Annotated in this window: 15 protein-coding genes; all 15 read right to left on the bottom strand. The window is 40.4% G+C overall.

The annotated features are described in order from the left end of the window. Positions 1–110 precede the first annotated feature (110 nt). The 15 genes from JFU24_RS23525 to hflK all read right to left on the bottom strand — a co-directional run bounded on the left by JFU24_RS23525 (position 111) and on the right by hflK (position 16,270). Positions 111–605: a GNAT family N-acetyltransferase gene (locus JFU24_RS23525; protein ID WP_053347253.1), complete on the bottom strand. Its 495-nt coding sequence runs from the start codon at positions 603–605 to the stop codon at positions 111–113. Between the two features lie 84 nt (positions 606–689). Next, the gene (locus JFU24_RS23520; protein ID WP_201223415.1) at positions 690–860 is read right to left on the bottom strand and encodes a hypothetical protein; all 171 of its coding nucleotides are present in this window, start codon (positions 858–860) and stop codon (positions 690–692) included. 104 nt (positions 861–964) lie between these two features. Beyond that, positions 965–2,896: a threonine--tRNA ligase gene (gene thrS, locus JFU24_RS23515; protein ID WP_056529270.1), complete on the bottom strand. Its 1,932-nt coding sequence runs from the start codon at positions 2,894–2,896 to the stop codon at positions 965–967. 440 nt (positions 2,897–3,336) lie between these two features. Next, a complete protein-coding gene (gene ytxC, locus JFU24_RS23510; RefSeq protein ID WP_053347255.1) occupies positions 3,337–4,173 on the bottom strand; it encodes a sporulation protein YtxC in 837 nt (278 codons plus the stop codon). A gap of 120 nt (positions 4,174–4,293) precedes the next feature. Continuing rightward, positions 4,294–5,232: a primosomal protein DnaI gene (gene dnaI, locus JFU24_RS23505; RefSeq protein WP_053347256.1), complete on the bottom strand. Its 939-nt coding sequence runs from the start codon at positions 5,230–5,232 to the stop codon at positions 4,294–4,296. Then, complete coding sequence (locus JFU24_RS23500; protein ID WP_190271063.1) at positions 5,219–6,637, bottom strand: replication initiation and membrane attachment family protein; 1,419 nt, start codon at positions 6,635–6,637, stop codon at positions 5,219–5,221. The genes dnaI and JFU24_RS23500 overlap by 14 nt, the downstream gene beginning before the upstream one ends. A gap of 58 nt (positions 6,638–6,695) precedes the next feature. Beyond that, complete coding sequence (nrdR, locus tag JFU24_RS23495) at positions 6,696–7,157, bottom strand: transcriptional regulator NrdR (protein ID WP_053347258.1); 462 nt, start codon at positions 7,155–7,157, stop codon at positions 6,696–6,698. Between the two features lie 259 nt (positions 7,158–7,416). Then, the gene (gene speD, locus JFU24_RS23490; protein ID WP_053348147.1) at positions 7,417–7,797 is read right to left on the bottom strand and encodes an adenosylmethionine decarboxylase; all 381 of its coding nucleotides are present in this window, start codon (positions 7,795–7,797) and stop codon (positions 7,417–7,419) included. A gap of 391 nt (positions 7,798–8,188) precedes the next feature. Further along, positions 8,189–9,226, bottom strand: coding sequence for a glyceraldehyde-3-phosphate dehydrogenase (locus JFU24_RS23485; RefSeq protein WP_201223413.1), 1,038 nt, complete (start codon positions 9,224–9,226; stop codon positions 8,189–8,191). A 159-nt stretch (positions 9,227–9,385) separates the two neighbouring features. Next, the gene (gene coaE, locus JFU24_RS23480; protein WP_201250584.1) at positions 9,386–9,985 is read right to left on the bottom strand and encodes a dephospho-CoA kinase; all 600 of its coding nucleotides are present in this window, start codon (positions 9,983–9,985) and stop codon (positions 9,386–9,388) included. A 24-nt stretch (positions 9,986–10,009) separates the two neighbouring features. Continuing rightward, positions 10,010–10,642 (bottom strand): sporulation membrane protein YtaF, encoded by a 633-nt coding sequence (gene ytaF, locus JFU24_RS23475; protein WP_201186149.1) that lies wholly within the window; start codon positions 10,640–10,642, stop codon positions 10,010–10,012. Between the two features lie 80 nt (positions 10,643–10,722). Further along, positions 10,723–11,553, bottom strand: a complete 831-nt coding sequence (mutM, locus tag JFU24_RS23470; RefSeq protein ID WP_201250583.1) for a DNA-formamidopyrimidine glycosylase — start codon at positions 11,551–11,553, stop codon at positions 10,723–10,725. A gap of 20 nt (positions 11,554–11,573) precedes the next feature. After that, positions 11,574–14,198: a DNA polymerase I gene (gene polA, locus JFU24_RS23465; protein WP_201186151.1), complete on the bottom strand. Its 2,625-nt coding sequence runs from the start codon at positions 14,196–14,198 to the stop codon at positions 11,574–11,576. A gap of 126 nt (positions 14,199–14,324) precedes the next feature. Further along, a complete protein-coding gene (gene hflC / locus JFU24_RS23460; RefSeq protein WP_201186152.1) occupies positions 14,325–15,257 on the bottom strand; it encodes a protease modulator HflC in 933 nt (310 codons plus the stop codon). Then, positions 15,254–16,270, bottom strand: a complete 1,017-nt coding sequence (gene hflK / locus JFU24_RS23455) for an FtsH protease activity modulator HflK (RefSeq protein ID WP_201187983.1) — start codon at positions 16,268–16,270, stop codon at positions 15,254–15,256. The genes hflC and hflK overlap by 4 nt, the downstream gene beginning before the upstream one ends. Positions 16,271–16,312 lie beyond the last annotated feature (42 nt).

Here is a 16,312-nt window from a genome sequence, read left to right as displayed (position 1 = left end):
CACTTTAGAAATATATCATAAACACTGATGACTTGTCAAATGCTAATTTATTCGTTTTTCACAACAGAATTAATCTTATCAGACATTTTGTTATTTGACAATACGTTTTTTTAAAGAAATTTAGACAAATAGTATTCGTCATGATACATTTCATCGAAAAATAATGAGTCCCGCTTCGTACCTTCTAGTACAAAACCCATCTTTTTATAAAGGGAAAGTGCTGGTTCGTTGTTAGCAATAACTGTCAATTCAAGGCGTCGGATTTCATATGCCAGTGCCTGCTCCTCCATTTTTTGAAACAGCTTCGTTCCGACTCCTTTTCCTCTCTCTTGTTCGGATATGCCGATGACAATTTTGGCAGAATGCTTTGTTCTGCTAAGTTCATTGCCCAATAATATGAGATATCCTATCAAGTCGTGGCCGCTTGCTGCAACGAGGAAAATGGAGCGGGGGTTATTTTCAATTTGCTCGATTTGCCTCTCCAATTTGTTCTCTGTTGCTTTTCTTTCACCCGGATTGTACAACATGAACCCGGAATCTTCAACATGATTGAACAGAGCTGCCAATTTTCCCGCATCTTGCCTTGTAGCCTTCCGTATCTCCATTTCTCCCCACTCCCTCATATAAATATTTTATTGGGTAATTAGCTGAATTTACATCTTGGATCTATTAACTAGAGTCTTCAAATGTTACGGGTTTTCTTTTGCCCTTTTCTTTTTCTCAATAGCATCCCACGCAAATAGAACTATCCAAAACAGCAGGACCGGGACAATAGCATATTGTCGATAACCATCCAGTAACAATAAGATGATGACGACAAGAAATGTTGGCCCGAATAGATAGGAAAATTTCTTATTCATGCTGACCACTCCTTTTCATTGTTGACTATACTTTCACATGCTGTTGTTATTAATCATGCATTATGCAAAAGAGAGACACAACAATATGTGTCTCTCTTTTGATGTTAACGGCTTACTTCTGCTTTAATCGCTGAAACAAAGTCTTCAAACGCGACTGTTTCTGATTTTTGTTCACCGTATTTACGTACGTTTACACTGCCTTCTTGGGCTTCATTGTCACCAACAACCAGCATGTACGGGATTTTCTGCATTTGTGCTTCACGGATTTTATAACCAATTTTCTCGTCACGTGTATCCAAATCAACACGGATGCCTTCTGCTTTAAGTTTTTCTTGCACTTCTTTGGCATAATCCAAATGAACTTCTGGTGAGACCGGAATCACTTGTGCTTGGATAGGTGCCAGCCAAGTTGGGAATGCCCCCTTGTATTCTTCGATTAAGTAAGCAACGAAACGTTCCATTGTGGAAACAACTCCGCGATGGATAACGACCGGACGGTGCTGCTTGCCGTCTTCACCGACATAGTTAAGATCAAAACGTTCAGGAAGCAAGAAATCAAGTTGAACAGTTGAAAGAGTTTCATCTTTTCCTAAAGCTGTACGTACTTGAACGTCAAGCTTCGGACCGTAGAATGCTGCTTCACCTTCTGCTTCAAAATAATCTAGTCCAAGTTCGTCCATCGCGCTTTTCAGCATGCTTTGTGCTTTTTCCCACATGGCGTCATCATCAAAATACTTCTCTTTATCCTGCGGATCACGGTAAGACAGACGGAATGAATAATCCTTAATATCGAAATCTTTATATACTTCCAGAACCAAGTTCACAACACGTTTGAACTCTTCTTTAATTTGATCTGGACGGACGAAAATGTGAGCATCATTCAATGTCATCCCACGTACACGCTGTAGACCAGAAAGAGCGCCTGACATTTCATAGCGGTGCATCAAGCCAAGCTCAGCAATCCGGATTGGTAGCTCGCGATAGCTGTGGATGCCGTTTTTATATACCATCATGTGATGCGGACAGTTCATCGGACGCAGGACCATCTGTTCGTTTTCCATCTCCATGACTGGGAACATATCATCCTGGTAATGATCCCAGTGTCCAGATGTTTTATAAAGGTCAACACTTCCCATTACAGGTGTGTACACGTGGTCGTAACCCAGGCGTTCTTCCTTATCTACAATATATCGCTCAATTGTGCGGCGAATTGTCGCACCCTTTGGTAACCACATTGGCAGACCTTGTCCAACTTTCTGTGAGCTCATGAACAGGTTCAATTCTTTTCCGATTTTACGATGGTCACGTTCTTTAGCTTCTTCTAGGAAACGTAGGTGTTCGGATAGTTCTTCTTTCTTAAAGAAAGCAGTTCCGTATATACGTTGAAGCATTTTGTTTTTGCTATCGCCTCTCCAGTATGCACCGGCGACGCTTAATAGCTTGAATTCTTTAATTTTCCCAGTAGATGGAACGTGGATTCCGCGACAAAGGTCAAAGAATTCACCTTGCTCATAGATCGTTACTTGCTGATCAGCAGGAATAGCATCGATCAATTCCAATTTATACTCGTCACCAATTTCTTTGAAACGAGATATGGCTTCGTCACGACTTACTTCGATGCGAGCAATTTCCAAGTTTTCATTAACGATTTTCTTCATTTCTTTTTCAATCAAAGGAAGATCTTCAGGTGTTAATGATTCCTCTAGATCCATATCGTAGTAAAAACCGCCTTCGATGACAGGGCCGACACCGAATTTAGCATTTTTGTAAAGACGTTTGATCGCTTGTGCCATCAAATGAGCTGTACTGTGGCGAAGCACTTCAAGCGCATCTGCTGCATCTTGTGTGACGATTTCAATTGTACCGTCTTCTTCAATTGGACGTTTCAAATCATATAATTCACCATTGAACTTTCCAGCAATGGATTTTTTTCTTAAACCAGGGCTGATGGATGCAGCAATGTCTTCAGTAGTTGTACCTTTAGCAAACTCCTTCACCGCTCCGTCAGGAAATGATATTTTCAGTAATTCAGACATTCAGTTTCACTCCTTCTTATTTTTAGAACAATCTGTTTTCAGTTATAGGTATCCGAGCGAGAAATCTAATTACAACACAAAAAGCCCGCCCCTGTATAAAACAGGGACGAGCTTAATAATCATAATCATTAACCCGCGGTTCCACCCTCGTTTCACCTTGCTTTTCACGGCAAAATGACACTTGTAACTTGGTAACGGCAGCTTCCCGTCAACTCATAGTCGCAATCTAATTGCTTTCCGAGCCGAAGTTTAAAGGTGGTAAGTGATCTATGCGAATAGGAAGCTTACAGCCTTTTGGCTCCCCTCTCTGAAAATCGGCGACTAGAATACCCGTGTCCTCATCATAACTTTTGTTTTTAATAGTATGTAGGAAATTATAATTTGTTATACGGTGAAAATCAAGGTTAATTTTCTGTTTAGTTCATTATCCCCAAAAAAGATTATTCAAACGCCTTCGAAAATGCTGAGAGCGGCAGGACAGTCGCCCGCTCCTCGAAAATCCGCGCCATTGTTTGAATTAGGCCTTCTTCCTTGTCATCGGTATAGATGTACAAGTTTTCCGGAGCAATCGATAACAGCGGGGCAAGTATCACCGTATCGAGAAAAAGTGAACTTTTGGCAAGGAGCCGCCTGTCAATCATACTATTGATTTTTGGACGGTCAAGCTTGCTGAATTCCTGATCATAGAATTGAAAACCGTCTCGATTGACAAGATGAAGCTTTGGTAATTTCGACTCCTGCCCATGCAGGCAATCACGGAGCGTAGCAATAAAATTTTGATAGTCCTGTTCCAACTTATATTCATCAATCGCCTTGACCACATACTTTTCCAACGTATGCTGAAATGATTTTAAACGGAAAGTCGTAAAGGAATCGAATGAAAAAGACACCTTCCCCGCCAAAATGCTTTGAAGCCCTTCCTCAATCAATTTTTTTTCCGTACTGAATAACATCCCTTGACACCTAGCTCTTTCTCCTTCAATAATCGATGATGCAATTTCGGTAATCGCTTCAATTTCTTCTCGTTCTCTATAGAAAAATTTACTAATTATGATTTGTTCAATCACAGGAAGCATCTTTTCTTCCAACAAAAAAGAATGAAATACTTCACTGAGCAGGATTAGCCATTTATCACCTACTGACTCTGTCATATCCACATACATACCTTGTTGTGGAAGAAATCGAATGTATGGTTGAAATTCTGCCCCTAACGGATGGACAGAAACTAAATTCAGTAATTTTAATGCCTCTGAATCATTTTGAAACGAAATTTGCACTACGACATCCCCCCTTCCCCCTTGCTTCTTTTTTCATGTATATGGGGATAGGGACTTGTTTAGAAGTAGGATAAGGCTTGTAATAGAAAAAAGTGACCTCTAATAAGAGACCACTTTCCACTATCTTCTCCGGTTTATTCCATCAAGCTTGACCGGTTCTGCTAAATATTGAATTCTTTCCAATACTCTGGCCGCTTTCACTTCTTCCTTCTCACCGCGCTGTGAAAAGGTTAAGTGATTTTCAAGGCCATTCATGTCAAAATTCGAAGTGAAAAACGTAGGCAGGTTTTCCAGCATCCTAAATTGCAAAATTGGCCCAAAGACTTCATCGCGGCCCCAGCTTGTCATAGACTCGGCTCCGATATCATCCAGCATAAGAACAGGTGCCGTTTTGACCATTTCAATTTTCTCATTGACGGTATTATCGCCAATCGAGCCCTTTAGTTCTCTTAAGTAGTCCGGTACATAGACGATTAGTGAGGATATTTGCCTTTCAGCGAGTTCATTGGCAATTGCCCCCAATAAATAAGTCTTGCCAACGCCGAACTTCCCATAAATATATAATCCTTTTTGTCTTTTACCCGGCTCATACTCCATAATGAATGACATCGCTTTACCTAAAACGCCTAAACGTTTGTTTTCATCATCCGTTTGTGAAAAGTCTTCAATGGTAGCCTTTAAAATATCCTTTGGCACATAAAGACTGCGAATCAATTTTTCGCGTTTTCGCTTTTCATCCTCTGCCAATTTCCGCGGACAGATTTCATAATTCAAATTAAGTGCCTTCCCTTGAACAACCAGTTTGGGATAATAGCCATGCATCATATTGATACAGCCATCCAAACTTGGACATTTATCACACTTATTACTTTGCGAAGTAAATTCATAAAGCTTCCCTAAGTTTTTATCAATCATTTCCTTCGTAACAGTCGAACTATTGGCATTCAAAAATAGCCGCACCTGTTCGTCTTCAAAAATTTCCTGTTTTAACTTTTCATAACGCTCCTGAAATTGGTTTGTATTAGCCAATTTATTAAGGGAACTATTAATCTTTTCCATCGTTCATTTCACCTCCAGCTTTCCACTGCTTCCATTTCTCCTGAAGCTCGCGTTTCTGTTCATTCAATTCAGGCTGATCCACTTTCTGCTCCTGCTGTGTTTCTTCTTTTTTCTCAAGCCATTCGGGAACCACTTCTTCCCGAATCGTCTTTTTCCGGCCGCCTTTTGCAACGTTTCTGCTTCCCTGAGCCCAATCCTGATATTTCCGGTGCTCTTTTTTAGCTAGTTCCATCGCTTCGATGACAGTAGACACCTTCAGACGTGCCCAATGGCCCGCCAGTTTTTCCACATAGCCCTTTGTGAATTTCATATCTGTTTTGAGCATAACATATTCAATTAAGACATTGACGACCCCCGGATTTAGCTTTTGGTTGATCATCACACCTTCTACCACTTTCAAATCACCGCTGGATGGCTCTGCACCGCCTGACAACTGCATCAGACGGTCGCGCGGGGAAATCGTCTCCAAATGACGGATTAGCTCTTGTTCCTGCGTTTTCGGTTCTTCTTTTTGTGTTCGTTCACGTATCGGCTGCACGCGATTGACAAGGGAAGGCATATCGGCCTGTCGCTCGATTTGGTACCAGTCCCTTGCCGCCTTTCTTAATATTTCCTCGTCGATCTCATCATCCAATGAAACGGCATCCATAACTAGTTTTTGCATTTCAAGCGGATCAATGCCATATAAAAAGGCAAGTTTGGCAATCGTACTTTTTATTTTCGGAGTAAAGGCCTTTTTCGGCACGATTGATGATTTTATTCCGGCTAACAAAAGGTCAAAATCAAATAAGCCGTCAAATCCCGATGGCTCGACTCCATCCGCTCGATTGATATATTGCTGTTCGGGCAAAGGTTTCCATTCGTTTTTCGCTTCATCTGTTACATATAAGGAGTCCAAATGATCTGATGAAAACACCTCTGCAAAAGATTTTGTCACACTTTCATACTGATCCGTTAAAATGTGATCATCGCAAAAGAATCTCTTTAACCGGTTAAATTGTACTTTGCCAATTTTTTTGTATAAGTATATATTCAGCATACCATCAGTGAAAAACTGTTGAGGTGACAGCGGCGAATTCAATTCGTAAATAAATTCCTTCGTATCTTCTTTCGATTTCTTATACACATTCAGCAGTCCGATTCCCTCAAGCAAAAGGCGTGCTTCGTAAATATCGCCTAATTTAAGGCCAATTGTATTCATTAATTGATAATGTGAGGAAGCTTCCGACCAGAGCCGATTTTCCTCTAACTCACTCCATAACGTCATGTATAGGCTAATACAGATCGGTCCAATAAGAGGTTGATATAGTCGGGTTAGTATTTTCCGATCATAATCATGAAGCAGCCCCGCAGATGAAACCAAGTATGAATCCGCTGGGAGCAATTCTTGCCAATGCATTGACATCTCCATTCAAACCTTTCAAAAGATGTAGTGAAAAAAGAGCCAAAGTAAATCTTCAGCTCTACTTTCTTTCTTTATTTATTAAATCTTTCAATTCATCAATAAAGACATTAATATCTTTAAATTGTCGATATACGGAAGCGAATCTAACATAGGCAACCTCATCGACTTCTGCCAGTTTGTCCATCACCATTTCGCCGACATTGTCACTTTTCACTTCTGCGATGCCCTGGTTGCGCAATTCCTTTTCTACATAACTGGTAATTTGCTCCAATTCCTTTAGTGGAACTGGACGTTTTTCGCAGGCCCTGATTAAGCCACGTAGGATTTTATCACGACTGAACTCTTCCCGTGTCCCGCCTTTTTTCACTACAATCAGCGGCGTTTCCTCTACCTTTTCAAATGTCGTGAATCGAAAACCACATGCCTCACATTCACGGCGTCGTCGAATCGATTTACTTTCATCGACTGGCCTGGAATCGAGCACTCTTGTTCCATTATATTGACATGATGGGCATTTCATCATTATCAGCTCCGTATTTTATGTAGGACTCCCCTATCTAAATGTTCCCCAAGGATTTACTCTTCTATCTCAATCTTATATTAAAAGGAACAACCAGTACAAGTAAAAAGTGTAACTTCCAACAGTAGGCACTTTTTTGAAGGAGCGTTATCAGAGTCTTTATGCTTTTTACTAGTCACAATCTTTAGTTTAAAGCGGGCTTGCTAATTTATTGCATTAAAAAAGAGATGCACCCATGGCATCTCTGTGTATACGTTTTTTATAGGGCACTTATATTGGCTTTTTTCATTTGTACCGGACCTAATCCACGTGGAAGTTCAATGTTTTCACGTGTTTGCGCATTCAAAGCTTCAGCAATATAGTTTGCCGCAATATTCGGATCCAAATTACCACATGTATAGACATCAATGCTTGCATAGCCGTGTTCTGGAAAACTGTGAATCGTTAAATGTGATTCAGAAATGATGACAACCCCACTTACTCCTTGTGGAGCAAACTTGTGGAATGCTACTTCGCGAACCTCTGCACCTGACTTCAATGCAGCATCAACAAAAATCTTTTCAATCAAATCAATATTGTTCAGTTTTTCAAAGTCACAACCCCAAAGTTCAGAAATGACATGTCTACCCATTGTTTCCATAGTGTAAGCTGTTTCCATTTTAAGCTTCCCCCTTACCATGATTAAAAATTACATAACTTCTAACAACTACCACGGGGGAAAGTTAGTCCAAAGAGGTCCTAACCCTTTAAGTAGCCATCGTGCAAACTCTCTTTTGAAGAAGTTCACGATTCATAGTATATATTGTTTGAATTTTTTTTGCAACTGCCATTTTGAATTTTCGGCAAGATAATGTTTATACAAAAAAAATGTAAGGGCTTTCTTAATGAAGTCCTTGCCCTTTGAATCATTTCATAGCAGTTTATCACTTCGCAAAAAAAATTTCACATTAAACCGCTAAAAATAGAATTAAAAATTCGCTAAAAATAAACCCGAGCCCGCTAAAAGACTCAGCAGACTCGGGTTTATTCAACTAATTAGCAGATAATTGAACTTCTGAAGTTTTTTTCAACTCGGAAGCTACTAAATTTACAAGATCCACTACACGGTTTGAGTAACCCCACTCGTTATCATACCAAGCAAGGACTTTCACTTTTCTATTCCCAATCATCATCGTTGATAGACCATCGATGATTGCAGAGTGCGGATTAGTTTTGAAGTCACTCGAAACAAGAGGTTCTGTCGTGAATTCCATAATCCCTTTAAGTTCATTTTCTGATGCGTCAATGAATGCTTGGTTCACTTCATCAATCGTTACATCATGATTTAAGTCCACAACAAGATCGACTAAAGAAACGTTAGGTGTTGGTACACGTATCGCCATACCGTGAAGCTTGCCTTTTAATTGAGGCAAAACTAGAGAGATGGCTTTAGCCGCTCCTGTTGTCGTAGGAATGATACTTTCTGCAGCTGCACGAGCACGTCTTAAGTCTTTGTGCGGGTTATCGATATTATTTTGGTCATTTGTATAAGAATGAATCGTTGTCATTAAACCGTTGTCAATGCCGAATTTTTCATCGAGCACTTTCGCAACTGGTCCAAGGCAGTTAGTTGTACAAGATGCATTGGATATAACAAAATGCTTGTCAATTTCTAGCGCTTCCTGATTGACGCCCATTACAATGGTAACGTCTTCATTTTTACCCGGAGCGGATAAAATAACTCTTTTTGCCCCTGCATCTAAATGAAGAGCCGCTTTAGAACGATCATTGAATTTGCCCGTAGCTTCGATTACAATATCTATGTTCATCTCTTTCCAAGGCAATTGCTTTGGATCGCGGTTATTTATTAGTTGTACACGGCGGCCATTCACTACAAGTGAATCATCTTCCGCTACAATTATACCGTCGAATTTACCATGGATCGTATCATATTTTAGTAAGTGGGCTAAAGTTTCAGCAGGATAGCTTGCATTAATGGCAACAATGTCCAAACTCTCATCTAATATGGCCTTTCGGAAAACCATTCTTCCAATTCTCCCAAATCCGTTAATCGCTATTCTTGAATTCATTGTTCGGACCCTCCTGAAAATATTAATGTTATACTTATTACCTCTCATATGTAATTAGTATAACATAATTGAGTGCAATTGTGCTAATAAAAATGCGGATTGTTGTTATTTTTTCAAAATAAAAGGAAGAAACCATAAGGCTTCTCCCTTTTTTCTCATTTATAAGACATTCCAATTGCAAAGTACGGTTTTAACCTGCTTCTTTGTTTCCTCAAGATTCCCATTATTATCAATGACCGCATCCGCTAAAACTTTTTTATCAGCTAACGGCATCTGTGATTGAATTCTTGCAAGTGCATCTGTCTCTGATAATCCATTCCGGTTCATTAAGCGTTCCAATTGAACGCGCTCATCTACATATACCAATAGAGTCTTTTCAACCATGAATGTTAACTTACTTTCGAATAGGAGCGGAATATCCATAAATACCGTTTCTTCTCCTGCAGCGAGTGCCTTTTCCGTTTTTATACGCATCCAATTCCTAACAGCAGGGTGCACGATACTATTTAAAAGCAATCTCTTTTCTTGATCATGAAATATAATAGACCCTAATTTCACCCGATCAATATTGCCATCCACCAATAAAATATCTTCACCAAAAGCTTTTACTACTTGATGGTAGGCTTCTTCACCTGGCTCTACGACTGCGCGGGAGGCCACATCTGCATCTACAATCGTGAAACCGAGTTCCTGTATATAAAGGCTGACGCTGCTTTTCCCGCTTGCAATCCCCCCGGTGATTCCAATGATTTGTCCCATAAGCTCCCCCTTTTAAATCAATTATTATAACTTGAATACACCAATTAAAATCAATAGCACGCCCGGAAGAAAGGTTAACTGCTGCACAATTTTATTATTTGAAAGCAATTTCCCGCTTTGAAGTCCGCTCCAAATGAAGATTGAACTCATTACAGCGATACATATTGCGAGAATAATCGGAGAAATCCCGATCATAGCTGCTCCAACTCCAGCTCCGAACGCATCAAGCGAAAGTGCAAACCCGAGAACAAGTGCTTCAACACCAGTAATTGTTCCTGATTTGTCAAAATCGGCATTCAATGGTTTTTGTAAAATATTTATGACTACTCCAAGTGATTTAATTTCAAAATTAAAGATGATTTTTTCATGATATCTCTCGTCGTTCAATTCCTTATCAGGCTTAAAATACTGGTATACCATCCAGGCACCAAGAAAAATGAGAATGATGCCCCCAGTTTTTTCAGCCGCTCCGACAGAAATAAGCTGACTGATGAACTGCCCGATGACCATCGCAATGCCTAAACTCAGTGCCGAACAAAATGAAATGACCGCTATTGACTTTAAGGGGATTTTCATCTTTCGCATACCAAATGTCAAACCTACGCCAAAACCGTCAATACTTACTGCAAAAGCAAGAAAAATAATTTGTAGCCACATCGGAATTATTACTCCTTCCCTTCTCGTTGCTACCCTAGTATATGGAAGGAGCCCATCCGATGTGTTTGAAAAGACATTGACTAGTTAAGTCGCTGACACAACGGGCATATATGTGTGCCGCGTCCGGCTACAACTAGCTTTTCAAGTGGTGTACCGCACGTTTTGCAGTTCTCTCCTTTACGTCCGTAAACATTAAGTTCTAACTGAAACATGCCGATTTGCCCTTGAGAGTTAATGTACGAACGAATCGTACTTCCCCCTTTTTCCACCGCTTCACCTAATGTTGCTATGATTTCGGAATGCAGCTTTTTAATTTCCTCTAACGTAAGTGAAGAAGCTATTCTCTCTGGATGAATCCCGGAACGGAATAAAGACTCGTCCACATATATATTTCCAATTCCAACGACAACAGTTTGATCTAGAAGAACTGGCTTAATCTTCCTACTGGTTCTTGCCAGCTTCGCACTAAGCCCCTCGACTGTAAACTCTTCTGATAGCGGTTCAGGACCTAAATGCGATAATGGCAATTGCTCAAGTTCTTCCCCTTTTGTAAATAAATGCATCGTCCCGAACTTCCGGACATCCCGGTACCTAAGTTCACTGTCATCCGTAAAAGTAAAAATAACATGAGTGTGCTTATCATACGGCTCTTCTTTTGGATGCACTCCGTATTTCCCTTCCATCCTTAAATGCGAAACCAATGCATAATCATCCAGTGTGAAAATGAGGAACTTGCCTCGACGGCCTATTCGCTGAATTGTCTGCCCTCTTAAAGCATCCTGAAACTGTTCGACAGGTTCAGGTGCTTTAATAATCTTAGGCCAGAAGACGGACACTTCCTTGATTTCTTTTCCAAGTACGAGCTGCTCTAACGTTCTTCTGACTGTTTCTACTTCAGGAAGTTCTGGCATTACTAATCACCTATCTTTTATTATTTGGCATCAAACCATGTTGGCCCGTAAGCATAATCCACTTTGAGAGGCACATTTAATTCAATAGCATTCTCCATTTCCTCTGGTACGATTTTCTTAAGGATTTCGAGTTCTTCCGGAGGTGTCTCAAAAATTAATTCATCATGCACCTGCAGAAGCATTCTCGTTTTTAGCCCCTCTTTTTTCAGACGCTTATTCATATTAATCATGGCAAGCTTGATGATATCTGCTGCACTGCCTTGAATTGGCGTGTTCATGGCTGTCCGTTCGGCAAAACTTCTAATGTTGAAATTACGGCTTGTAATCTCAGGAATATAACGCCTTCTTTGCAGCAAAGTCGTACTATATCCTTTTTGACGAGCTTCATGTATGCTTTCTTCCATATATTCCTGTACACCAGGAAAGCTTCTTAAATACTTCTCAATGAACTCTCCCGCTTCTTTTCTAGTAATGCCAAGGCTTTGTGAAAGTCCGTAGTCACTTATACCATAGACAATCCCAAAGTTAACCGCTTTTGCTTGGCGTCTCATGTTCGAAGTGACTTCCTCTGCTGATACATGGAAAACATCCATCGCTGTTTTTGTATGGATATCCATCCCTGCCTGAAACGCTTCAACTAGGCCGCTATCATTGGCGATATGTGCAAGCACTCGTAACTCGATCTGAGAATAGTCAGCAGCAAAAACAATCCAATCCTTTTCAGAAGGGATAAACGCCTGCCTGATTTTCCGGCCTTCCTCTAGCCTGATTGGGATGTTTTGAAGGTTAGGGTCTGTCGAGCTTAATCGGCCGGTCTGGGTTAATGCTTGGTTGAAACGAGTGTGTACCTTATCTGTTTTCCGATTGACTACTTTGAGCAAGCCTTCAATATAGGTGGATTGCAACTTACCAAGCTGACGGTAAAGTAAAATTTCTTTCACAATATTATGCTGGCTCTCCAATTTTTCCAGCACATCAGCTGACGTAGAATAGCCTGTTTTAGTTTTCTTCAATACTGGAAGCTCCAACTTTTCAAAAAGAATTACCCCAAGTTGTTTCGGTGAATTGATATTGAAAGCCTCTCCAGCCAGATCAAAAACTCGCCCTTCGATGGTTTTTAATCGAATAGCTAATTCCTGCCCCATGTTTTTCAGTCGTCCAATATCTACCTTAACACCCTGCCACTCCATATTAGCCAAGATAATGGACAAAGGCAGCTCAAGTTCCGTTAACAAATGGTATTGCTCAAACTCCTGCAGCTTTTCAACCATAGGTTCTTTTAAAGAAAAGATAGCCTTCGCTTTTCTGGCGATATGATCTCTCAATTCAGATTCTTCGGGTACCTTGCGTTTTGCACCTTTTCCATAAAAAACATCATCGGTTTCAAGACGTATGGTTCCTTGAGTTTTCGTGATTTCGGCCACTTCATCCACTGACTCTGCAGGATCTAAGATATATGATGCTAGAAACACATCAAAATCAATGCCTTTTATTTCAACTCCTCGATGGCGCAGTGCTACAACCGTGCGCTTTGCGTCAAAAACCGTTTTCTTTTTTGTTTCATCTTCTGCCCAAGATTTAAATATATCTGAAGTCAGTGCCGTCTCACCATGGAAGTAAAAATGGCCATTTTCATTGCTGACGGCTATTCCAAGAATGTCTGCATGATGATAATTATCTTCTAAGATTTCAACATATAAAGCACTTCCATCAGCAAACAACTCTGCAGTCATTTCCGAAGTGTGAACCTCAATTTTTTCTTGTTCAATCGGTACACTTTCTGAAACATCCAATTTATCGAGCAGCGTGGAAAAACCAAGCTCTTTATAAAATGAAATAACCCTTTCCTGGTCCATTCCGTTGTACTCGGTCTCATTGACCATAACTTGAATTGGCGCTTCCCTTGTAATCGTCGCAAGCTCTTTGCTTAACAAAGCAAGGTCTTTATGTTCTTCAATTTTTTCCTTCAATTTTTGACCGCTTACCTCATCAATCGAACTTAGCAGGTTCTCAACCGTTTCAAATTGGTGTAATAATTTAAGTGCCGTTTTTTCACCAACTCCCGGTATGCCAGGAATATTATCGGAAGCATCACCCATCAACCCTTTTAAATCAATGATTTGCAGGGGTGAAAGGCCGTATTTTTCATGTATATGCTTTGGTGTATATTCCTCAATTTCAGTGATTCCCTTTTTCGTGATTGAAACCGTCGTACTCGGGGAAGATAATTGGGTTAAATCTTTATCACCGGAAATGACTTTTACCTCAAAACCATCTCTTTCCGCCTGTAGAGACAGCGTACCGATAATATCATCGGCTTCGTAATTTTCCAATTCATACCTTTTTATTTGGAAACAGTCGAGCAACTCGCGGATAAAGGGGAATTGCTCGGATAATTCAGGCGGCGTTTTCTGGCGTCCACCCTTGTATTCTTTAAATGTCTCATGTCTGAATGTCGTTTTACCGGCATCAAAGGCCACAAGAATATGCGTTGGCTTTTCTTCTTCAAGAATGCGGTTAAGCATCATGGTAAATCCGTACACCGAATTCGTATGTACACCCTTATCATTATTCAAGAGCGGAAGCGCAAAAAATGCGCGGTAAGCAATACTATTTCCATCTATGAGTACTAACTTTTTATCCAAATTCGTCTTCCTCCAGTCACACAGGGTTATGTAGTTCAGCTTCTATTTATAAACGCAAAAAGCCGTGCATTTTCTTTCTCTATTCTACCATGAGTAGAAGTGGAAAGAAAAATGACGGCGACTATGCTATTTTGTATTTCCCATTAACAAGCTAGCGTACGGTGAATCTGATGGCAGAACGATGACCGTTTGATCACCAATCGTTTTTTTATAAGATTCAAGCGTACGGTATAGTTTATAGAAATCAGGATCTTTGGAAAACGACTTATTATAAATTTTCGCTGCTTCCCCTTCTCCCTCAGCCCGAATCACTTCTGCATCTGCCTCTGCAGTCGAAAGCAATTCTTTTACCTTTCGATCAGTATCCGCAATAATTCGGTTTTTCTTCGCATCTCCTTTGGATAGGTACTCTTGCGCTTTCGATTCGCGCTCGGAAATCATCCTTTTAAAGACGGATTCTTCATTTTCCGCAGGCAGATCCGTCCGTTTTATCCGGACATCAGTTAGGCTGATCCCGTAACTGTCTTTTTGTAGCAGTTCGTTAACTTTCTCCGTAATACGGTCGTTCAAGCTTCCCCTCGATGACTTCTCATCATTAATAATTTCATCATAATTCAACTGACCCAACTCTGAACGTACTGCCGAATAGATGAACTCTTCCATTCTCGTTTCCGCATTCTCGAGTGTCCTTGCATTGGTGATCAATTTTTTTGGGTCCTCTATCCTCCAGACCGCATAGTTATCGATGAGCATCCGCTTTTTATCTTTTGTATTGATTTCCGCCTCTGACACATCAGAACTCATTTGATATTTTGGCAGGGTAACCACACTTTGAATGAATGGTACCTTCGCCTTTAATCCTGGGGTTTTATCGATTCTAACCACCTCACCGAATTGGCGGACGACTTTATATTCACCCTCCTTGACGATATACACATTGGTGAAGATAATCAGCAGCAACACGATAAATATAATGAGGAAAATCCCTATTTTAACATAGCCTCCCCAGTGAAAATTACCTTTCCTCATCTCATTAAAATCAATTACTTTTCCGCTCATTGTTTGGTGCCTCCTTCCCCTGTCGCTTTTTCTTCAGGTACAGACTCCTTCTTCGTTTCTTCTTCAGGAATAGGCGTTTTTTTCGTTTCCTCTTTTTCTAGTGAGCGAAGTGGTAAGTACTTCATTGTATTTCCATCATCATTCATGATATAAATCTCTGCATTCGGCAATACTTCTTCAAGCGTTTCAATAATAAGACGGTCTTTTGTTATACCCTTATTGCCTTTATATTCACTATATAATTTTTCAAAGACCGCTACATCCCCACGAGCAGCCTCCGTACGAGCGGCTTTATCACCATTTGCTTGTGAGATAATGGCGTCTTTTTCCCCTTCAGCTTCATTAATACGTTTGTTTTCATATTTATCCGCTTCATTGCTTTTCGTATTCGCCGTTTCTCTAGCATCTGTGACATTCGTAAAGGCTTTCCGCACTTCTTCATTCGGTAACTCCACATCCTGGAGCTTAACCGCAGATATTGATATGCCTACATCATATTTCTCCATTAACTGTGATAGCAGTTCCCGGACATCTGCTTCAATTTGTGCTTTACCGGAAGTAAGTGCATCATCAATTTTCGTGCTTCCGATAATACTTCTTAAAGCAGCGGAAGTCGTGTCATATAAAATTTTCTCTGGATCATCTGCATTGTACAGGTATTTTGGAGGGTCTGTGATTTTCCATTGAACCACTAGGTCAGCAAGAACAATATTTTCATCCCCCGTAATCATCTTGGTCTCCCTCGGATAATCTGTTACCTCTCCATTCTCCTCCTTGTATCCAAATTTAAGACTGAATGTTTCTTTCGATAGTTTTTCAACCGACTGAATCGGCCAAGGCAGCTTAAAGTGAAGGCCTGGTTCTGTAATCGTCTGCTCTACCTTACCAAACGTCATAATGACAGCCTGATCGGATTCATCTACCGTGTACCAGGTCGATATCGCAACAACACCAAAAATTAAAATAAGAAATACTAGTCCTGTGATTGTATATATCCTTTTTAAACTGACGATATGTATCACCCCTTATTTGCCGTTATATCTTATTTACGCAAG

The organism is Peribacillus sp. TH27 (genome assembly GCF_016650915.1).
Classification (GTDB): domain Bacteria; phylum Bacillota; class Bacilli; order Bacillales; family DSM-1321; genus Peribacillus; species Peribacillus butanolivorans.
The sequence above is the reverse complement of the archived record's forward strand: the minus strand, read 5'-3'. Positions and strand labels throughout refer to the sequence as shown.

Coding starts and splice junctions, on each gene's coding strand:
- JFU24_RS23525 (WP_053347253.1), bottom strand. CDS start 605: ATGGAGATACGGAAGGCTACAAGGCAAGATGCGGGAAAATTGGCAGCT.
- JFU24_RS23520 (WP_201223415.1), bottom strand. CDS start 860: ATGAATAAGAAATTTTCCTATCTATTCGGGCCAACATTTCTTGTCGTC.
- thrS (WP_056529270.1), bottom strand. CDS start 2,896: ATGTCTGAATTACTGAAAATATCATTTCCTGACGGAGCGGTGAAGGAG.
- dnaI (WP_053347256.1), bottom strand. CDS start 5,232: ATGGAAAAGATTAATAGTTCCCTTAATAAATTGGCTAATACAAACCAA.
- JFU24_RS23500 (WP_190271063.1), bottom strand. CDS start 6,637: ATGTCAATGCATTGGCAAGAATTGCTCCCAGCGGATTCATACTTGGTT.
- nrdR (WP_053347258.1), bottom strand. CDS start 7,157: ATGAAATGCCCATCATGTCAATATAATGGAACAAGAGTGCTCGATTCC.
- speD (WP_053348147.1), bottom strand. CDS start 7,797: ATGGAAACAATGGGTAGACATGTCATTTCTGAACTTTGGGGTTGTGAC.
- JFU24_RS23485 (WP_201223413.1), bottom strand. CDS start 9,226: ATGAATTCAAGAATAGCGATTAACGGATTTGGGAGAATTGGAAGAATG.
- coaE (WP_201250584.1), bottom strand. CDS start 9,985: ATGGGACAAATCATTGGAATCACCGGGGGGATTGCAAGCGGGAAAAGC.
- ytaF (WP_201186149.1), bottom strand. CDS start 10,642: ATGTGGCTACAAATTATTTTTCTTGCTTTTGCAGTAAGTATTGACGGT.
- mutM (WP_201250583.1), bottom strand. CDS start 11,553: ATGCCAGAACTTCCTGAAGTAGAAACAGTCAGAAGAACGTTAGAGCAG.
- hflC (WP_201186152.1), bottom strand. CDS start 15,257: ATGAGCGGAAAAGTAATTGATTTTAATGAGATGAGGAAAGGTAATTTT.